Consider the following 18964-nt stretch of genomic DNA (forward strand, 5'->3'; position numbering starts at 1 on the left):
ATTTTGAAAACTACTTTTTGATGCTTTTTGTTATATTTTTTTTATTGATTGTCATTGTTATCATTTATTTGTTTTCAATAGTAAAAAGAAAAAGTTTAGAATCATTTTCAGAGCACTAGCACAAGTTATTAATGGAGAATGTTCTCTATTACCGAAATCTTTCAGAAGACAGGCAACTTATTTTTCAGCAACGAATGATGCTATTTTTAAGTGAGGTCTATATTGATGCTGTGCAGTTTGAATTAGAAGAATTGGACAAGATTTTAATTGCAGCAAGCGCTGTAATCACTGTTTTTGGCTTCAAAGAATGGTACTACACAAATTTAAGTGGCATCCTTTTGTATCCAGATAATTTTAATGAGGATATGCAATTTGGAAGTAAGGATAACTCAAGGAATATTGGTGGAATCGTTGGGAATGGAAGGTTCGAGAAACAGATGATACTTTCCAAAAAAGCATTGTACCACGGCTTTAAAAATACAACCGATAAAAGTAATACAGGAATACACGAATTTGTACATCTAATAGATAAGTTGGACGATAGAACAGACGGTGTGCTAGAACGGCTATTAGAACATCAATACGCAATACCTTGGTTAAATTTAATCCATAAAGAAATGGAAGCGATAAATGATAACCACTTTGATATCCGAAAATATGGTGACATTAATCAAGTTGAATTCTTTGCCGTTGCTTCAGAGTTTTTTTTGAACGTCCAGGTTTGCTTAAAAAGAAACATCCTGAATTATACAAGATGTTGGTTAAATGTTTTAATCAGAAATTAGTAAGCCTATCTCAAAAGTAGTTTACACATAAAAGGGAGTAGTTTACTTCGGAATAGGTCAAAAGTTAACAACGCTATCTAAAGCATCATCTGCTTCTTTATGGATAAAATTTGCCTGATAATTCAATGCGGTTTTCAAATCACTATGTCTATATAGTTTTTGTAACATTAAAGGATGAATGGAATCACCGGCAATATTGCCAAAAGTATGTCTGGCGATATACATTGTTATCTTCTTGTCTATTTTAGCTTTTTTGGCAATAGATTTTAAGTTGTCGTTGAATTTCTTAGTTGCCGTTTTTCTTTTATTATAAATGTCTTTTGCATCATCGAGATTGGCCTTTTTCAATTCAGGGAAAACAAAATCGGTAGCATATCTTTTATCATCTCTGTAGAAATCCAAAATTCTTAGAACTTTATCTGGAATTTTTAAGGACAGTAGTTTTGAGTTTTTATTCATTCCGTTATGAAGCATATTGTCATATATGTCAGACCACTTTGTCCAGAGTATATCTGTAACCCGCATTCCTGCAAAATTGAAGCTGAATAGCCAAACATTTCTTGTGTGAATTTCATTACGGGTTAGATAATCTAAGGCTTTAATGGCTCTTACTTCAATAATGCTCAACCCTATTTTTGTAATCTCAGGAAACTTGATTTTAATTTGGTCACCACCAAAAGGATACAATTCCCTGCTGACTATTTTTAGCTTTATAGCTCTGTTGAACAACAAGCTGATTAAAACAAGGATATTCATTATTGAAGTTTCTGAAAGGCCGTGCTTAACTTTGAGGTATATCATCAATTTTTCAAGAAATCGCTCATCAATTTCTTGAAATGAAAGTTGTTTGGATTTGTGATATTTTACGATATAACTAATCAACGCGCTGTCCGTGGATAGACAGTTTAACTTTTCGGCAACTTACAGTTCGTCCAGATGCTCTTGCGCCAGTTCAAAGAAAGTTGAGGAATTCCCTGAGGCATCTTTATATTCGGATTGTAAATCAATAAGTGCCTTATTGGCATCAGAAAGTTGTTGTGATAATAGCTTGTTTAGGCTATTGGCATTTGGATTTGATTTTTTTACCCTAAGATTTTTTTCGTCCCATTCCTCTATATCAATATAATGACCAACATATTGATAGGTAGAACGACGGTTTTTTGAAATTCGAATAGCTAATGGATATTGACCTTAACTGTTCGGTTTTTTACAAAGAACTATTTTTGCATTTGATGACATAATTGACTTGTTTTGAGTACGAAAGTCAAATTAGGTACAACATAGGTACAACAAATGCTGAAATCAACTGATGTGAAATGACTTTAAAGAAAATGACAAAGCGTATAAATCATTGAAAATGAATGTTTTTGAGTTTCTTTGGTGCAATATGTCAGCAGAACAATTATTATTAGAAGTATTTCGAGCTCCCACAACCAGAAATTATTTTGTTGCTAACAAAATAGGAGAGGTACTAGATTTAATTGCGATTAGCGAACTTGAAGATGATTCAAGTATTATAACTCAAAAGTTAAAGAGTTGATTGATTTGAACTTAGATAAATTGTCTAAAGAAGATCCGTTAAGAGAAGTAATGGAAAAGCTAATTAGAAAATATAGGTGATATTAAATATTCTTTAATAGATAAAAAATATGTTTATAATAATGATAATCTGGGTTTTTTCGAAGATGATGTAGCTGTTAAAGGGGATTGGGATAGGCAAAATAATGTTCAAGTAAATTTTAAGCTAAACATTAAGAAATTGTATTTCAGATTTCAAAAAGAGAGATGTGCTTTTTGTAGATGAATAATTGATTTTAATGGTCACTATGAACACCTGGAACATGTTATTTCTAAAGATACTTATCCTGGATGGATGTTTCTTTCAAAGAATTTAGTTGTTAGCTATGCGCCTTGCAATGGAGCTAAAGGGAAAGAGATACCCTTGTAACAGGATATAGTCAGCTACAATACCCAAACAGAGGACTTGACTTTATAACTTTAAATCCTCATTTCGATGATTGGAATCAACATATAAAATTAAAACAAGGTTTGTTCTTGATTGCAAAAATAGTAAAGGTGTTGAAAACAATAAAAGAATATAAACTAACAAGAGTCGATGTAATACATTATCATTATAAATTTAAAAAAATTAAAAAAGATTCATTGGGCAAAAAAGCTGCTAAATTCGCTTATGAAGTAAACCCTAATTCTGATACTTATCAAAACATTATGAATTCAATTTTATAAGTATTCACATTATGATTCTTATATCTACTAGATTAACCATGATACACTGAGCTAAGCTCCTTTATCAAAATGGCGGAAAATATGGCAATATCTATACTACCGGATACCTACCTCTTTAAATAAAAAAGATAACCTGTTCATTTTTAAATTTACTTTTTTTTAAAGCAATGATCTCTATTATTCTGGATCAAGTTGACCTCTATATCAGTTGGGTTGATGGGATTCTGATGGACTATATAGAGCTTATCTAAGAAGAAGTATTTCAAGTATGGGAAGTAAAACGATTTTTAGAATTAGACAAGAATAGTACCATGGTTTCTTAATGGAAAGTCCTGGAATCCATGATTTTCCGTAATTACTAATACTGAACTCATTTAAATTTTTTTAGAACGTAAAAAAGGGTTGAAGACATTTGTATTGCATAATATAAAACGTTCAATCCTATGTGCCATAGTACTTAACGAACATAAAATAGGATAAAATTTTAGTATCAATGAAAGTAAATAAGAGTGTAACCCTTAAGAAGCTATTAATAATATAGAATGGGTTTTTATAAATGCTTCTAATTCAAATAAATTGTTAATAGAATGGTTAGATATTTCAATCTCTCCCGCTACTAATAAAGCTAAAATATTGAAATTCAATATTTTAGCTTTTTTTACTAAATTTAATTCGAAAACCCTTTTTTCAGGAATTCCATCCGTTGTGGTAATCAATTGTGTTTTTACTCCATAGAAATATTTTCGTTTAGAAGTGTTATATCCTTCATTCATATTGTTTCCCTTGTAATAGCTTAATCCTACTAATACGGATATTGTGACACATTTTAACAGGGGAAAGAACCAATGACATATTCCATCTCACGGCGCAGGTATTTAAAAAGTCTTACAATACTTGAAAATATAACAGCAATAACTCTTTGAGCTTATGCAAACGTTTGGTAAAACCACTCTTGTTGATCGTCTCTACAAAAAAAAAGGCTCTTAATGTAGAATAAAGTTAAGGTTTGATTACCTCGAAAATAAAGTGGAAAAACTATAGAGGTAGTTGGTACTTGACTATCTGAAAATTTACGACTATGTTCTGAAGTATTTGGAGTTCTTTTTGAAGTTTGATAATCAAAAATAATGAACTTATTTGTTCCTTCTTTTTTTAGGAAACTCGGGTTATTTGAATTTTAAATTAATGATTGATGGTAATTATTCAATACTATTTCAAATGAAATTAGAAGCTATTTTAATCGATTTTTTGGTGTTATTTAAGATGGCTTCATAATCAAAATTATCATTAATATCTTTAGTAATTAATTTAGAACCCATACCTACACAATAAGCGCCAGAAGAAAACCATTTTGTTAGGTTATCTTCTTCTGGAGTAACTCCACCACTAGGCATTATATGAGTCCAAGAACAAGGAGCTTTAATGGCTTTAATAAAATCGGGACCACCAATTTGACCAGCAGGAAATATTTTTACAATCTCGGCTCCTAATTCTTCTGCATAATTAATTTCACTTAAGGTTCCGCATCCAGGTAACCAGGCAACTTTTCTTCTATTACATACTTTAGCCATATCAGGATTCAGAACAGGGGAAACAATAAAATTAGCGCCATTTTGGATAAAAATGGAAGCTGTGCCTGAATCTACTACTGATCCAATGCCTAGTATCATATCCGGTAATTCTAGGTTCACCCATTTTATTAATTTTGAAAAAATTTCATGAGCATGATCTCCTCTGTTAGTAAATTCAAACACACGAGCACCTCCATCATAACAAGCTTTCAAGACCTTTTTTGTTATAGTAATATCTTCGTGATAAAATAGAGGGACAATCTTTGTATTTCCCATTGTTTGCGCAACTTTTATTCTAGTATATTTTGCCATGTTTATCTTTTTATTCTTCCTGTTAGATTTCCATCTATTACCGATACTATTTCCTCTTCGTTTACCAAATTAGCATCTCCTTCGATAGTATGTTTTAATGCGCAGGATGCGTTAGCAAATTGTAATGCTTTCTGATCATCATAATGTAATAGTCCATGAATCAACCCAGAGGCAAAGGCATCTCCAGTTCCGATTCTATCGACAATATGAGTAATTTCTAATTCGCTAGTTTCATAAAAACCATTTCCATCACACATACGAGATTTTATCCTATGCCAATTGGCGTTTAAGGATACTCTGGTTTTGTCAAAAACCTTTTTTATGTAAGGAAACTTCTCCTGTAAATACTTACAACTTTTTATAAAATCATCTGTATCATTGGTAAATTCTGTGTTTAATAATTCATTGATTTCATTCGGGCCACCAATAAAAATAGTTGATAAACCTGATAATTCAGATAGTGCTTCTTTGGCATCAATGCCATAATTCCAAAGGTTTTTCCTGTATGCAGGATCTGCAGAAACAGGGATCTTTTTTTTCTTGGCTACTAAAAGCGCATTTTTTAATCCTTTATAAGCTTCTTCCGATAATGCAGGTGTGATTCCTGTCCAATGAAACCAGTTACAGTACTCTAAAATTTGCTCCCAGTCCAGATCAGACCAGTCGATTTTAGAAAATGCAGAATGTGATCTATGATAGCTAATAGTACTTGGTCGCATGACAGCACCGACTTCAAGAAAGTATAAACTTAAAGGATCTTCTGAGGTCTGCACAAAATTAGTGTTAACTCCATAAGTATTCAAATAACTTGTGGCTGCTTTTCCAAGAAAGTCATTAGAGACCGCAGAAACATGATTTACTCCATTTCCTAATTGTGAAAGAGATATCGCTACATTCACCTCTGTTCCACCAAAATAATATTCCAATTGATTCGATTGGATGAGTTTTTTATTGCCAGGAGGTGAAATCCTCATAATAATCTCACCAAAGGTTACAACTTTTTTCATCGAAAGGGTTTTGTTGTTCTCAAAGTAATTTATAGTAAACTAATTCGGTATTTTAGAACAAAATGTTGTACTTACTTTTTATGATTTCAAAATTACATTTTTAAATGTAGAAAATACATTTATTTCAAAATAAAAACCCGCTTCGATATTGTTATACAACTTTATAATCGAAACGGGATTGAGGCAAATTTTGAGTATATTAGAAGTTAATTAGTTTCTAATTAATCTTAGTGTTTTAGTCTCTTTTTTAGGGTGTTTTATAGATAGGAAATAGATTCCTTTCGATAAATTCTCAATATTAATGGTATGATTTTGATTCAAAGGTGTATTCATATGTGCTGTTCCTTTGATATCATAGATACGAATGTGATATTCTAGTTCAGCATCTAAACCATCTAGAAATACTTCTCCCGATGATGGGTTTGGATACATTTCAAGTTTATCCAATTCTTTGGTTAATTCTTCATCATTACTTCTATTAACATCTCTAGTAAGTATGATTTTGTCTAAATTCCATTGCCAAGGAGTATTACTCGACGCTAATATTCTTATAGTGTGTTGTCCTACTGTAAGATTAACAACACCTCCATTTAGTGATTCGTAGTTTTCCCAAGATCCATTGTTAGGGGTGTTAGTGGTAGATGCCAGAACATTATCTGCTAATAACTGAATTTGTGCTCCGTTAGATGGTGTAGAAATAAGATATTCAACATTGTAGAATCCTGCAGTAGTAATATTAACTGTGTACTCCGCCCAATCACCATTATTAACATAATTAATGGTAGTAGCTCTTCTATTTACTCCTAATCCAGAACCGCCTATAGAAGTATCGTTAAAAGTTCCACCAGTACTAGTGAAATCTTCAGCTTCGATAATTAAATTACTAGTAATGCTACCAGTGGCTGTAAAATTCATGGATCCTAAATTAAAACTACCACGATCCATAAATACTCTCATTATTTGTTGACCAGCAGGAAGAGATACGTTTGGAATTGTTTTGTTTATAAAAGAACCCCAATTTCCGGTTGAATTTACAGATTGAAGTCCAGTAAGATCCGCACCATTAAATTCTATATGAAAAACTCCGTTGTTATTTAAAGAAGCTACCTGAGCATCAATAGTGTAAGTTCCTGCTGTGGCTACATTAACAGTGTATTCTAGCCATTCTCCATTAGCAATCCATCCGATATTACCTGCAGGCGTTTTAAATTCAGTATCTACATCAGTATTTTGTCTTGGTCCCGTTCCATTATTGCCAGATCCCAAATCTTTATACGCTATTCCTTGGCCTCCATTGTCAAAATCAACAGAGTTGATAGTTCCTGGTATAGGATGAGGACTGCCACCAAAAGGAGCCTGTCCATCTCCTGTAGAACCTCCTGTTACAGTAATGATAGTAGTATCTGTAAAATTACCATCTGTTGTATTTACAGTTATGGTAGCCGTACCATTAGAAACTGCTGTAACAACACCACTTTGGGTTACCGTTGCCACAGATGTATTATTAGAGGTAAATGTCATAGTTTTGGTAGATGCATTCGCAGGGGTTACCGCTCCTGTTAAATTGCCTGTTGTTCCAGCCACAAGAGTAAGATTTGCAGGTGTTACATTTACTCCCGTTACAGGTACATTTGTTCCTCCACCTACAGGTTTATAAACGCGTATCCAATCTACTTTCATCTTATTTTTAGCAGGATCACTTAAATCTGCATCAGTAGGCGTACGACCAGCTACTACATGCCAGTCTTGTGATTCTACATTGATAATAATATCCATTTCCTTGTAAAATCCATTTCCTCCTTGAAATTCAAATGGATCAATAATGCTTACTGAAGAAGTATTACTAGCTTGTTGTAAAGTTTGAAAAGAATAAGAGTTTCCTGTCGCAAATTCTGTCATTTGCTGAAAACCTGTAGCATCAAAATCTAGCTGGCCATTTGTCATAGTTGGGTATGTATATGTCCAAGTACCATTTCTATTAGTTGCAACGGCCTTATCATATAGTACTCTTACCAACTGACCATCTATATAGTACTCAAAATGAAATGGGCTAATCCAATTCACTCCGATGCGGACATATCTTCTATTTCCATTATTCCAGTGGTGCTCTCCCCAAACAGAAACATCTGATTGGCTCCACCAACTACTAAAATCTCTTGGTTGATAATCTGTAAATGGATTTCGAATAAAAGAATGATGACTTAAATGAATAAATTCAGAGAAGAATTCGTTTCCTTGCTCATCACCTCCATAGCATTCTATGATATCAATTTCTTGTGTGTCGTCAGGACTTAAAAGCCAAACGTCTGAGGCGAGTACGATATCGGCTACGCTTACACTAGCTTCTACAAAAACTGGAAACTTAACACGTGTATTACCAGTGATACATCCCGAATTTACCCCTGGGACACCAAGCTTTGCTGTGCTGGGATTTCTGGAAGCTCTAAGTACTAGATCACTTCCGTCTACCGAAACATGGTTGTACTGCCAATAGGTGGTACCTGGACCATCCCAGGCATTATGATAAAAGTTATACCATTTATTATTACCGAAGTTAGATAATTGATTGGTTTCGTTAAAGGTATAATTAAAATCATCTGATGGGGCTGGCTGAAGCTCCCAAACATTTCCTTGTCCTGCATTGGCAGGTACAGGTATTCCATTCCAATCTTGCGCAATGGAAGAAATAGTGCATAAAAAGAATAAAAATAATAGTTGAGTTTGATTTTTTACAAATGAGTTATTTGTAAAGTGTGTTAGAAAATTCATGGTTTACAATAAATTACTGTTTAATTAATAGGTTTTAAATAATATTTAGATTCGTAGAAATCTTTTTGAAATAAATTTTAGAGGATTTGGTTAAAGTGTACCACAATCCAGCTTGGAATTTGTCCAAAATTGAGATCTATTATTAATATCTATGATTTTACAATTACCTAAAAATGGGTGGGAAGTAGATAGGTAAAAAAATCAAGGACTTGCACGTATTTTGAACAAATAAAATTATTCGAAATGTTTTTACAAAATTAAAATTTTATGTTGTTGCAGTTGTTTTATAAACATAGACAAAAACTGAACAAAACTAATTATGATGAAAATAAAACTTGACTTGAAATGGTCATTTTTAAATTGATAGAATTATATAGTAATATACTTATGTACAATTTCACATACATCATTAAAAACTACCGATTGAAATAATATTTATATTTCAATCGGTAGTTTGGATTTTACTTTTTGATCAGTTTTAGAGTTCTGTTTCCGTTTTTAGGATTTATTATGGTTAAGAAATAAATACCTTGAGTTAAACTTTGTATATCTATGATATGATTTTCGTTTAGTTTTTGATCTACATAAGCAGCCCCTTTAATATCATAAATTCTGATATTGTGTTGTTTTTCCTGAGATAATCCTTGAATAAATACACTGCCAGTAGTAGGGTTAGGGAATAGGTATACCTCTGGTTCTATAAGTTTGGTTGTATTATCAGGATTCATACGATTAGCATTGTCAGTAGCTAGTATAATTTTATCCAGATTCCATTGCCATGTTGTATTACTTGATGCTTGTATTCTAATGGTATGCGTTCCTGTTGCTAAAGTTACCGTTCCATCTACAAGAGATGTGAAGTTATCCCATGCTCCATTCGAAGGTACATTTGATGTAGCAGCAAGAGTTCCATCGACTAATAATTGAATTTGTGCTCTACTGGAAGGCGTAGAGATCAAGTATTCGATATTATACGTTGCAGCTGTTGTTACATTTATGGTATATTCTGCCCAGTCACCGTTGTTGGCATAATTAATATTAGAAGAGGTTCTGTTCACTCCTAAACCTGGTCCTCCAGCAAAAGCATCATCAAAAGTACCGCCAGTAGCTACAAAATCTTCAGCTTCTATGATCAAGGATGCGCTAGGAGGTGTTACTGAGTTTCTGATAACTTCTATACTATTAGAAAGGTCGAAGTTTCCAGAAAGTCCCGATAGATTGGCTCCGGAGTTTAACCCATTAATTCCGTTTTCATAGCTTAGGTGATAGATGAAACAAGATCCATCCCCAGCTTCATCAAAGTTTACAGCTTCAGGAGTAGGAGGTAGTCCTAATATATTTTCTTGGTCATCGGTTACCACCCATTGCGAATTAGTTCCTGAATTTCCGGTAAGGGTAATTCCAGATACATTATCAGCAATTCCGTCACCTACGGTAAATACAAAAGGACCACCAGTTATGGTTCCTCCATCTACTTGTGTGTTTCCTGTTATTCTGGTCAATGTAATTTTATCTAAGTTCCATTGCCAAGGATTAGATCCAGATGCTACTACGCGCACTGTGTGTACACCAGCAGTTAGATTAGAGATCGTACTAGATGATACTAAGGAGTTATAATCATCCCATTGTCCATTGTTAGGTACATTATCTGTAGCTACTACCGTTCCATCGATGAGTAGTTGTATTTGTGCATTATCGGAAGGTGTAGATATTTCATAATTGATCCTGTAAGCACCAGGATTACCAACATTTATAGTGTATTCTGCATAATCTCCACTATTTACATAATTGATATTATTGGCATTAGCATTCACTCCAAGTCCAGGTCCACCAGCAGATGCATCATTAAAGGTACCGCCAGTGGTGATAAAGTCTTCAGCTTCAATAATGATCTGATCTCCAGAAGGAGGAATAGAGGTGTCATTAACAGTGATATTGCTAATAGCAGTAAAGCTGCCGTCTATAGTAGCTGCTGTTATGATAGCAGAACCCATTGCTAAGGCTGTTACCAAACCATTGTTAGAAACGGATGCAATAGAAGGATTACTAGAAGACCAAGTAATTGTTTTATCAGTAGCATTAGCAGGAGTTACTGTTGCGGTAAGTGTTGTGGTATTACCTTGATCTAAGGTTATAGATACTGGTGAAACAGAGACACCTGTTACTGCTATAGGATCCGGGCTTCCAGGTCCTTCATCAGATCTTCCTGGTTTTTTGGTAAATTCCCAAGTAACTAAATTTACTACGCATACTTCTCCAACATGACGAAAATCTAATGTAATGGTATTGTTTTGTTGGATCAAATTGGCAGGAACTGGAATTTCAAGAGTTCCAAACCATCTACTTCTATTTTGATTTCCTCCTCTCCAGTCAATCGGAGTTTCGACTTCAACACCATTAAAAACGAATTTGTCAATACTTAAAAAGCTCGTTGGGTCATCATCATCATCATTAAAAAGATTTGCGGTCACTTTTAATATTGCTTCTGCTTGATCGGGATTTTGTGGAACAGAAACCCCATTTACAAAGAAATTATTATCACCTGGTTGTATCTGGATTCGTTCATTATTGCTAACCGCAGCTCCATAAAATTTTCTTTCTATGGAGTCTTCATTTATATTGATGCTGTTCGAATAAGTATATTTTAAGATCATAGTCCCATCAGCAGCCAACTGTATCGTGTTGGGAGCAACATTATCAGAACTACTATCTAATCGTATATCTCTTACTCCAGATAAGTATAAATGTTTTGTGGTTACATTTTGAAGACTAGGTGTGTTTCCAAAGAAATTAAGATTTATACTCTTGGCTGCAGGTTCTAGGTTATTCAGAATTAAGTAGACATCATCACCATCAATATATGCATCTACTTGAATGTCTGGATCAGTCGACTTTGTATCTACTCTAGTTCCTTTTACTTCAGACCAAAGTTCGAACCACTTGATATAATCACTCCATTCCCAATTTCCATCACGGTCATCATCTCTTAACATTTTATATTGATAGAAATATTCTGGAACACCATCTCCGTTTGAATCCGTATCGCCCCACTGCGCTTTGATTGGAGTGAATGGCATGGATAGTTCTACATAATCAGGTCTTTCTAAGAACTGCATCAACATGGAACTGAAAGGTTTCATAATTTCCCAGTCGTATCTTGTGTCATGAGGTTTAAAATCCCATGCATTATTTACACCTCCATACTCTGATATAACTACTGGTTTTCTATTATTAACCCCGTTTTTTGATACATCATACCATTCCAACATTTCTAATGTAGCTTCTACATGACCACCTCTTCGAGTGGTTCCGCCAGTAGCATCATATGTTGGCCAATCATATAGGTGTACAGCATAAAAATCCATATTATCTCCTGCTGTGTCCATAAAACCTTTCCATAGCACATCCCACTGAAACCAAGGTTGATTTCTATCAATATAAAAAGAAGGTTTGTCTACCTGACTCCTAGCATAGGCTTTTGCTATTTCATCAGCCGGAGTATTACCATAAAAACCGTTTACATAGTCAACAGATTGAAAACGTGAAAAACCATCACCATTAAACAGGTCATGAAGTCCCCATGTCATCCCACCTATTTTTGGAGCTCTGCTTCCTAGTTTCTCCTTTATACCTTTGGTAACCAGATTATGATACTCAAAGATGTCTTCCCAACTGGACATCATAAATTGTCCTGTATTTAGTACAAAATCAGGTTCATTAACGACTTCCCAATATTTAGGCATCGGCATTTCATTGCCTGCATTTTGAGTAAAGAACTCATCCATATACTGCACTACCCATTCGGCCGAAGTTTCAATATCCTGAGGAATCCAAATCGATCCGTTTTCTCTACCCCAAACAGAACCGCTAGGATGACCATAAGATAATGTAGGATAGGTGGGGTGAGGATTAGTTCCCATAATCATACTTTGGATTTTATCTTTAAATTGAACACGATTTTCATCTACCAATCGGTCTTCAAAGAAGCCTCTCCAAAATTCTAACATATTGGTTAAGCTATCTCTATCGTGTTTGTTAGGTCTCTCTGTATCGGCTGGTGAAAATCCAAATAGGAAGGATGAGGTTCCATTGTCTCTACCAAAATAGACATCCAGATCATCGATTAAGTATTTTGCTTTATCCAGTTCTCCATTCCAATCACCTTCATATAGATTTGAATGAATGGTGATGTGTCTTTCCCTGCCAAAATCGGAGACTCCGTTTACCGAATGTTTTATGTCGACATTGACATCTACTTCTACGTTTTGGGCCCTGTTTGCTATAGGAAACAGCATAAAAAGCCCCATTACAATAATGAAATTGATTTTTTTCATGATTAATAAAATTGAGTTTAAATTATTTGTGTTATGTGGTTCGAAGGTTTTTTATTCTAATTTGGTTTAAATTTTAGCAGTGGATTTCCTTATAAAAGTGTCAATACTTTTAAAAATTGGGAAAATTGAATCAATGAGCAACCGATTTTAAATTCGGTATTACATCCGCTTCTGCTAAGTTTTGTTACACATCGATGATTACATTAAATTGTAAATGTCTACGGTTTTTTCGTGGATATAATTGTGATGTCAATCTAATGCCAATTGCTTTTTCTAAAGCAACTAGAAGTGTACTTCTATCAAGTAAAGTTCGTATAAAATAGGTTTTAAGTATTGGTTTAAAGAGCGATACTGGTTGAGTTTATATTTTAGTTTACATATGATATTATTAATTGGTTAGACAAAAAATGATGCGAGTGGCATGATTATAAGAGTTAAAAGTTTCTTTAGTAGTAGCATATGTTAACATTCGTATATTCCATACATCAGATATTCAATAGAGTATTTTAGTTCAAAACATTCTTGAAAAATGTTCTGAAAGTTCAAGAATGGAGAACTAGAGTTTAAAAACCGGAAACATAAGTCTAGCTAACCAAAACTTCTCGATTTAATGGTTCGTAAAATCAATTATAAAATTATAAGTTGTTAGTGGTAAAAGACTTCAAAAAACGTAGACAAAAACTGTACAAAACGAATATATTCTTTGATTAAACTAGATTAATATTCAACAAAATGAAGAATTAATAAATATTTAAATATTAATACGATATTTTTTTAACTTTTTTAGTGAATAATTACTATTGAAATGCAGTAAAAAATATTTTTATTAAAATAGGATGTAAAAAGATTAGGAAGAATACTTTTTCGTTAATATCTAATAGTAGAGGCTATGCGATTTCGGATAAATGAGGTTTTATTTCTGATTTATTAATTGAAACATTTTGGACGAGTTGGGTATAAAGTAAATAAGCAAATTGTTTTTTAATATATCCAAAAGATATTGATTAAAGTTGAAAAATTGTCATAAGTAAGTTGAAGTTTATTAAAATCAAACTTATAGTCTCTTTATATATAGAAAAAAGTTTAATAATGTATTTTATGTTAAGTTCTATATTCTGTAAATAACATTAAAACCCAGGGATCATTCATTTTATTTGACTTCCAGTTTTTCCTTATTCTTTTTCAGAGATGAGATATTATATATCGATATCTTTTTATAACCTTCTCCTATCTCTATATTGTATTCACCTTTCTTTAAAACTTTTGGTTGATACGTGTTATTTTTTACTCTAATTGAAGAAATCAATTCTTTTGTATAACTATCTCTGATTGTAACTACTTGATTTATCTTATTGAGTAATAATGTAGGAAGTTCAAAACCTTTTTTAATCTTAAAATTATCCGATTGAGAGATGGTTATTGGCCATCCCAGATATTGCTTACTGGTTGGATCCGTAATATCTACATTTCTTTCCCAACATTCAAATGTGATTGTTCTATTTGGTTTATTGAATTTTACAATTCCAATACCTGCGGCCCTTGTAGATAAAAGTTTTCCTTTATTAATTTCATCTTCTGTAGGATTGGCAACTGCCATGACAGTCATTTTATTTCCGAAACCATCTAGAAATCTACCTGTATAACTTGGAGCATTATTGGTAACTTTATCAATTCTTGCTCGTTCCGATGGTTTCCACCAACGTAACCATAGATTTGCTATTGCTGGTGTTGCAAAAGAGAAGCCAGCATCCCCCCAATCATCAATACCATGTTGCACAAAAGAAGCTAGATGTTGGTCTCCTGCTATCATAGGAGAGAAGCTTTTACGAATAATAGATAAGGCTTTGTTTCTAGGTGATTGAGGCCAAGCATTACTGTCAAAATCCTGAGTAACTTCATTCGTAGATTTACCGGTATAGTTACTTACTTGAGCAAATATTGTTTGAGAAAGAACAGCTTTCATTTCGCTATCTTTCCAATCGGTAGTCCAATTTTCTAAAAATTCCAATTGTCTTTTTCCTAATAACGTGGCGTCATGGACATCTAATTTTTTAGCATTAATATCTTTTCTAAATAAGGTTTCAGTAGGACCATTTTTAAAAATATCAGGATTTCGATTCGTTACCTCTGTTAAACCAGATTTGAATTTACGATCTTCTAAAATAGCAAAGCTTATTCCTCCCCATTTTAAATCCGTATAATACACACCAATTCCTCTGTCTATAGGAGTAGGGTCGTATGGGTCTGGTAAATGACTTGTTTGCGCTCGTTCAACTTCTTTTATATACTCTATAGGCATATAGTAACCTCCATGAACACCTCTACGAGAATCAGATTTGATACCTCCTTGTCCCCAAATATTACCTTGGCCAATATCATGATCGTCTGTTATACAAATGGTTGGAGTATTTCGAATAATATCTCCAAAATCGCGGCCGAATTTCAACCAATGAACAAGATGTTCGCTATGTTCATATACTTGATCACCAGCAAAAAATAATAAATCTGGTTTAATTTTTTTAAAATTCTCCACAATATCATTTCGGGAAATATCACCTCCATGACTAGCAAATGATGAGTTGCATGAAAGTACTCCCATTACAAACTCTTCTTTATCAATAGGGTTTTTTCTTATAATACCTTCGTAAGTTGCTTTTTCATTGTATACAACACGATATGGAATCTCTCTAGAGTCATCCCAGTTTTCTATGCTAAATGGAGCTATATATCCTGGATAAATTATGTCTGTTTTGGCTATTTCTAACCATTTACCATCTTTTTTTATTTCTAAAGTAGCTTCAAAAGGATCATAGTTTTTTATTGGATAAAACTGTGCGGTAAGTTTAAGCTTATTCTCATGAACGGTATACATGGCAAAACAAATTCGATCTTCCAATTTATTGTATGCCATGTAAGAATAAAGATCCTTCGATTGTGCTTGTATTGCAAAAAAGGGAATTAAAAATAGTACTAAAAATAAAGTTATTTGTAATTGAATATGGGTTCGATTCTTTATTTTCATTGGTTTTCGGGTATAGAGTTTTAATGAATTAGATGTTAATTACAAGTTTGCCTATTCAATTGACCATATGGTGTATAGACTCTGATCCAATCCACCATCATTTTAGTGTTGGGACCAGATTTTATGTCATTACTATTCCAAAAGGCATCAACACTTCCATATCGCCACGGTTGTGAAGCCTGACTTATCAACATATGCATCTCTCTAGTAAGACCGTCTCCGCAAGTAGTATATCCTCTTGGATCTATAGCATCTTCTTCTCTCAAATCATTTACAGTTTTTACTTTTTTTCCATCTATAAAGTAGACTAATTTGGTAGGACTTTCCCATTTAACTCCAAAAATATGAAACTGCTCACTCCAAACTACATCATTATCTCTAGAGCAATCGTTATTATCTTTTTTTCTAGACATCCAAGTATATTTTTGTGGTTGATAATCAAATCTTTCGGTCTCAGTTTGTCTAAATGTATGGTGACTAAGATGTATTCTATCCGCAAAGTATGGTCGATCACATTCTTGACCATCTATTCTTATTCGCGGTCCATATGCCTCTACATTATCGATCTCTTCTATTTGTGTTTCTTTACTGATCATCCAAACAGCATTAGCTAATTGAGAGTTGCTTATTTTTACTTTTGCTTCTTGATAGAGTGGGTAGGTACTTGTTTCTTTTGATGAAATCATACCACAACGTAGTATTTTTTCATTTCCTGTCTCATCAATTATAGCTTGTAAAATTAGTATTCGATTTCCTGGATTTGCAGTGTCATCTTCAAATGATACTTGATCACCAGTCCATATGGTTGGTAAAGGTTGAAAATTGTTTACATATCCCAGACGCCATTTGTTCTGAAATTCTGGAGATTGTTTCCCTCCTAGATAATCAAATTCATCAGATAACATTTCTACCCTTTGCCAGTTTTCCATTCCATTATCAACTAAAGAAGTTTCTTCTATAGCATTATGTACTGGAGTGTCAAATAAATTGGTGTCTCCAAATAAGCAATCAGATAAAACAGCTATTGAACCTAATTCCTCTTCTTCTTCTTCAACTTCCTCGTCAGGATCATCTGAATTGTTTTCTGGAACAATGTTATCATCGTTACTACAAGCAAGGATACAACAAAGAAAAAATATGATCAATCCCGAAAGGTTACATAAACTTATTTTTCTATTCATTTTCGATAAAACTTTAAATTAAATGGCAACTATAGTAGAGAAAAGGAAAATGTTAAAAAAAAGAGAAAGAGGCCTAAACTGTTTGTGACTAAAAAACAATTGTTTAGAATAACCCTGCACTCTTTCTCTCTTATTTCAGATATTAGTTTGATAATAAATGAAAATAAAAATTGGCTAATATATTATGGTCTAAGTTCAACCTCACTTACAAATAAATCATCCATGTAAATTTTAATAGGCATATTATTAAACTCATTATCTCCTCTTATAAGTAATTCCTTTTCTTCAGAAGCATTTCCAGTTACTAAAATGGAGCTATATACCCATTCTCCTGTTGGGAATGAAGCATTAAATTCTGGATTTGGACCTGTTCCAAAATCAGGAGATGGTCTTAAGTAAATTCTAAGATCAGGATTGTTAGATCCAGCAGGAGTGTTCCCTATATTTTCCACATAAACCCAAACACCAATTTCATACGTTTTACCTGATTCTATAGGTAGTTTTCCAGCTGTATGCGCAATGATCATACCTCCGTTTGCCTGCATATCAACTACTCCGCTTCTGCTACCTGTTCGTGCTCTGGAAAAATCAACTGAAAAGTCATATAATTCCCATTTTCCACCCCAGAATTGGTAAGGCCAATTTGCATCATCAGCAGAATTTTCGAAACTGTAATCGATAGTTGTAGATTCTAAGATGTTTTCTCCTTGTTCAAAAGAATCTATAGGGATATCCATAAAACTATCCGCCTGAACTCCGTCTGTAGTGAATAATGATCCTGCAGTATAGGAAACAGATACTGTGTCATCAATGTAGATTTGGTCTCCACTTAAAGAAACTAATAAAATATTTCTTTCTGCAGGGTTCACTTGAACACTTTGGATGGTTGCAGAGATAGGAGTTCCATTATTTTCTACATTGATAGAGAATTGATCACTTACAACAGTAGCTTCATCCATTTCTCTGCTAAATTCTAATGCCAAGGTTCCATCTCTTCTTCCTCGAACTCCATCTAAAGTAACAGGATCTGTAGAAGGGATAACTTTCACTAAGTTTGAAAAAGCAGCTATAGCTTGTCCCATAGGTCTATTGGTATTTGCATCTACGCTAATTCCATAAGTTCCCAAACGTTTATAGGTAACATCTACTTGATTAGTTCCGGTAGCTGTTTCAGGATCTCCTCCATCCAAAGTCCAATCGATATTTAATGGTTCTCCTACAAGGTCAAAAGTATAACGAACAGCCCTACTAGCAATCACCTCATTTTCGGCATTGTTGTTCATAGTTAGTGCAGCTCCCAGAGTACCATCAGGATTAATATAATTAGCCCTTAAATCTACGGCAATTGGTTCTATTACGGTTACAACAATAGTAGTATCTAATTCACGTCCTCTGAGTTCTCCATCTACGAAAGCATCTTCTTCAAAAACCTGACTTAAGGTTACGTTATGTTCACCGACTTGTGTAAAAATTGCTTTTACAACATCACTATTTGATTGGGTAACATTAGCGACACCTTCTGGGAATGCCCAAGTTCTTGAAACTACTCCTGTAGATACATCTCCGAAAGTAAGGCTAGTATTAACTCGAATTTGATTAGCCTGACTTTGCTCTGAAGTAAAAATTACTCGTTGACTTGGAACATCGGTATCAACATCATCATTTTGACAACTAATAATGGTAATAAAACCGATTATCAGTACTGTTATAAATTTTAATAACTTCTTCATATTTGT

The 18964-nt window shown here is 33.5% G+C and carries 10 protein-coding genes and 4 pseudogenes; 3 read left to right on the forward strand and 11 right to left on the reverse strand.

Annotated features, from left to right (window positions below):
* Nucleotides 1-20: 20 nt before the first annotated feature.
* Nucleotides 21-805 (forward strand): annotated as a pseudogene (locus tag H526_RS29950) (M90 family metallopeptidase).
* A 37-nt stretch (nt 806-842) separates the two neighbouring features.
* Here H526_RS29950 and H526_RS29955 read toward each other — a convergent pair.
* The 3 genes and pseudogenes from H526_RS29955 to H526_RS32415 all read right to left on the reverse strand — a co-directional run.
* A complete protein-coding gene (locus H526_RS29955; RefSeq protein WP_342667699.1) occupies nt 843-1472 on the reverse strand; it encodes a tyrosine-type recombinase/integrase in 630 nt (209 codons plus the stop codon).
* A gap of 3 nt (nt 1473-1475) precedes the next feature.
* Nucleotides 1476-1673: pseudogene (locus H526_RS32585) on the reverse strand (phage integrase SAM-like domain-containing protein); the annotation flags it as partial.
* Between the two features lie 33 nt (nt 1674-1706).
* A pseudogene (locus H526_RS32415) lies at nt 1707-1964 on the reverse strand (Arm DNA-binding domain-containing protein); the annotation flags it as partial.
* A gap of 178 nt (nt 1965-2142) precedes the next feature.
* On the opposite strand from H526_RS32415, the gene H526_RS31945 reads away from it, so the two are divergent.
* Both H526_RS31945 and H526_RS0123340 read left to right on the forward strand, forming a co-directional pair.
* The gene (locus tag H526_RS31945; RefSeq protein WP_025740674.1) at nt 2143-2325 is read left to right on the forward strand and encodes a hypothetical protein; all 183 of its coding nucleotides are present in this window, start codon (nt 2143-2145) and stop codon (nt 2323-2325) included.
* A 536-nt stretch (nt 2326-2861) separates the two neighbouring features.
* Nucleotides 2862-3032, forward strand: coding sequence for a hypothetical protein (locus tag H526_RS0123340; protein WP_155839761.1), 171 nt, complete (start codon nt 2862-2864; stop codon nt 3030-3032).
* 689 nt (nt 3033-3721) lie between these two features.
* Here H526_RS0123340 and H526_RS32690 read toward each other — a convergent pair.
* From H526_RS32690 to H526_RS0123390, 8 genes and pseudogenes are all read right to left on the reverse strand, one after another.
* Nucleotides 3722-4161: pseudogene (locus H526_RS32690) on the reverse strand (transposase family protein); the annotation flags it as partial.
* Nucleotides 4162-4246: 85 nt separating this feature from the next.
* Nucleotides 4247-4915, reverse strand: a complete 669-nt coding sequence (locus H526_RS0123350; RefSeq protein ID WP_027395179.1) for a bifunctional 4-hydroxy-2-oxoglutarate aldolase/2-dehydro-3-deoxy-phosphogluconate aldolase — start codon at nt 4913-4915, stop codon at nt 4247-4249.
* 2 nt (nt 4916-4917) lie between these two features.
* Nucleotides 4918-5922 (reverse strand): sugar kinase, encoded by a 1005-nt coding sequence (locus tag H526_RS0123355; RefSeq protein ID WP_027395180.1) that lies wholly within the window; start codon nt 5920-5922, stop codon nt 4918-4920.
* A 210-nt stretch (nt 5923-6132) separates the two neighbouring features.
* The gene (locus H526_RS31220) at nt 6133-8691 is read right to left on the reverse strand and encodes a carbohydrate-binding protein (protein WP_051336295.1); all 2559 of its coding nucleotides are present in this window, start codon (nt 8689-8691) and stop codon (nt 6133-6135) included.
* 461 nt (nt 8692-9152) lie between these two features.
* Nucleotides 9153-13025 (reverse strand): carbohydrate-binding protein, encoded by a 3873-nt coding sequence (locus H526_RS29970; protein ID WP_051336296.1) that lies wholly within the window; start codon nt 13023-13025, stop codon nt 9153-9155.
* A gap of 1150 nt (nt 13026-14175) precedes the next feature.
* Nucleotides 14176-16047 carry an alkaline phosphatase D family protein gene (locus H526_RS0123380; RefSeq protein WP_051336297.1) on the reverse strand — a complete coding sequence of 624 codons (1872 nt, stop codon included), beginning with the start codon at nt 16045-16047 and terminating at the stop codon, nt 14176-14178.
* A gap of 35 nt (nt 16048-16082) precedes the next feature.
* Entirely contained in the window at nt 16083-17228 is a 1146-nt protein-coding gene (locus H526_RS0123385; RefSeq protein WP_027395182.1) for a family 16 glycosylhydrolase, read from the reverse strand.
* A 182-nt stretch (nt 17229-17410) separates the two neighbouring features.
* The gene (locus tag H526_RS0123390; RefSeq protein WP_027395183.1) at nt 17411-18958 is read right to left on the reverse strand and encodes a hypothetical protein; all 1548 of its coding nucleotides are present in this window, start codon (nt 18956-18958) and stop codon (nt 17411-17413) included.
* Nucleotides 18959-18964 lie beyond the last annotated feature (6 nt).

Origin of the sequence: Aquimarina latercula DSM 2041, assembly GCF_000430645.1 — a bacterium.
GTDB lineage: Bacteria > Bacteroidota > Bacteroidia > Flavobacteriales > Flavobacteriaceae > Aquimarina > Aquimarina latercula.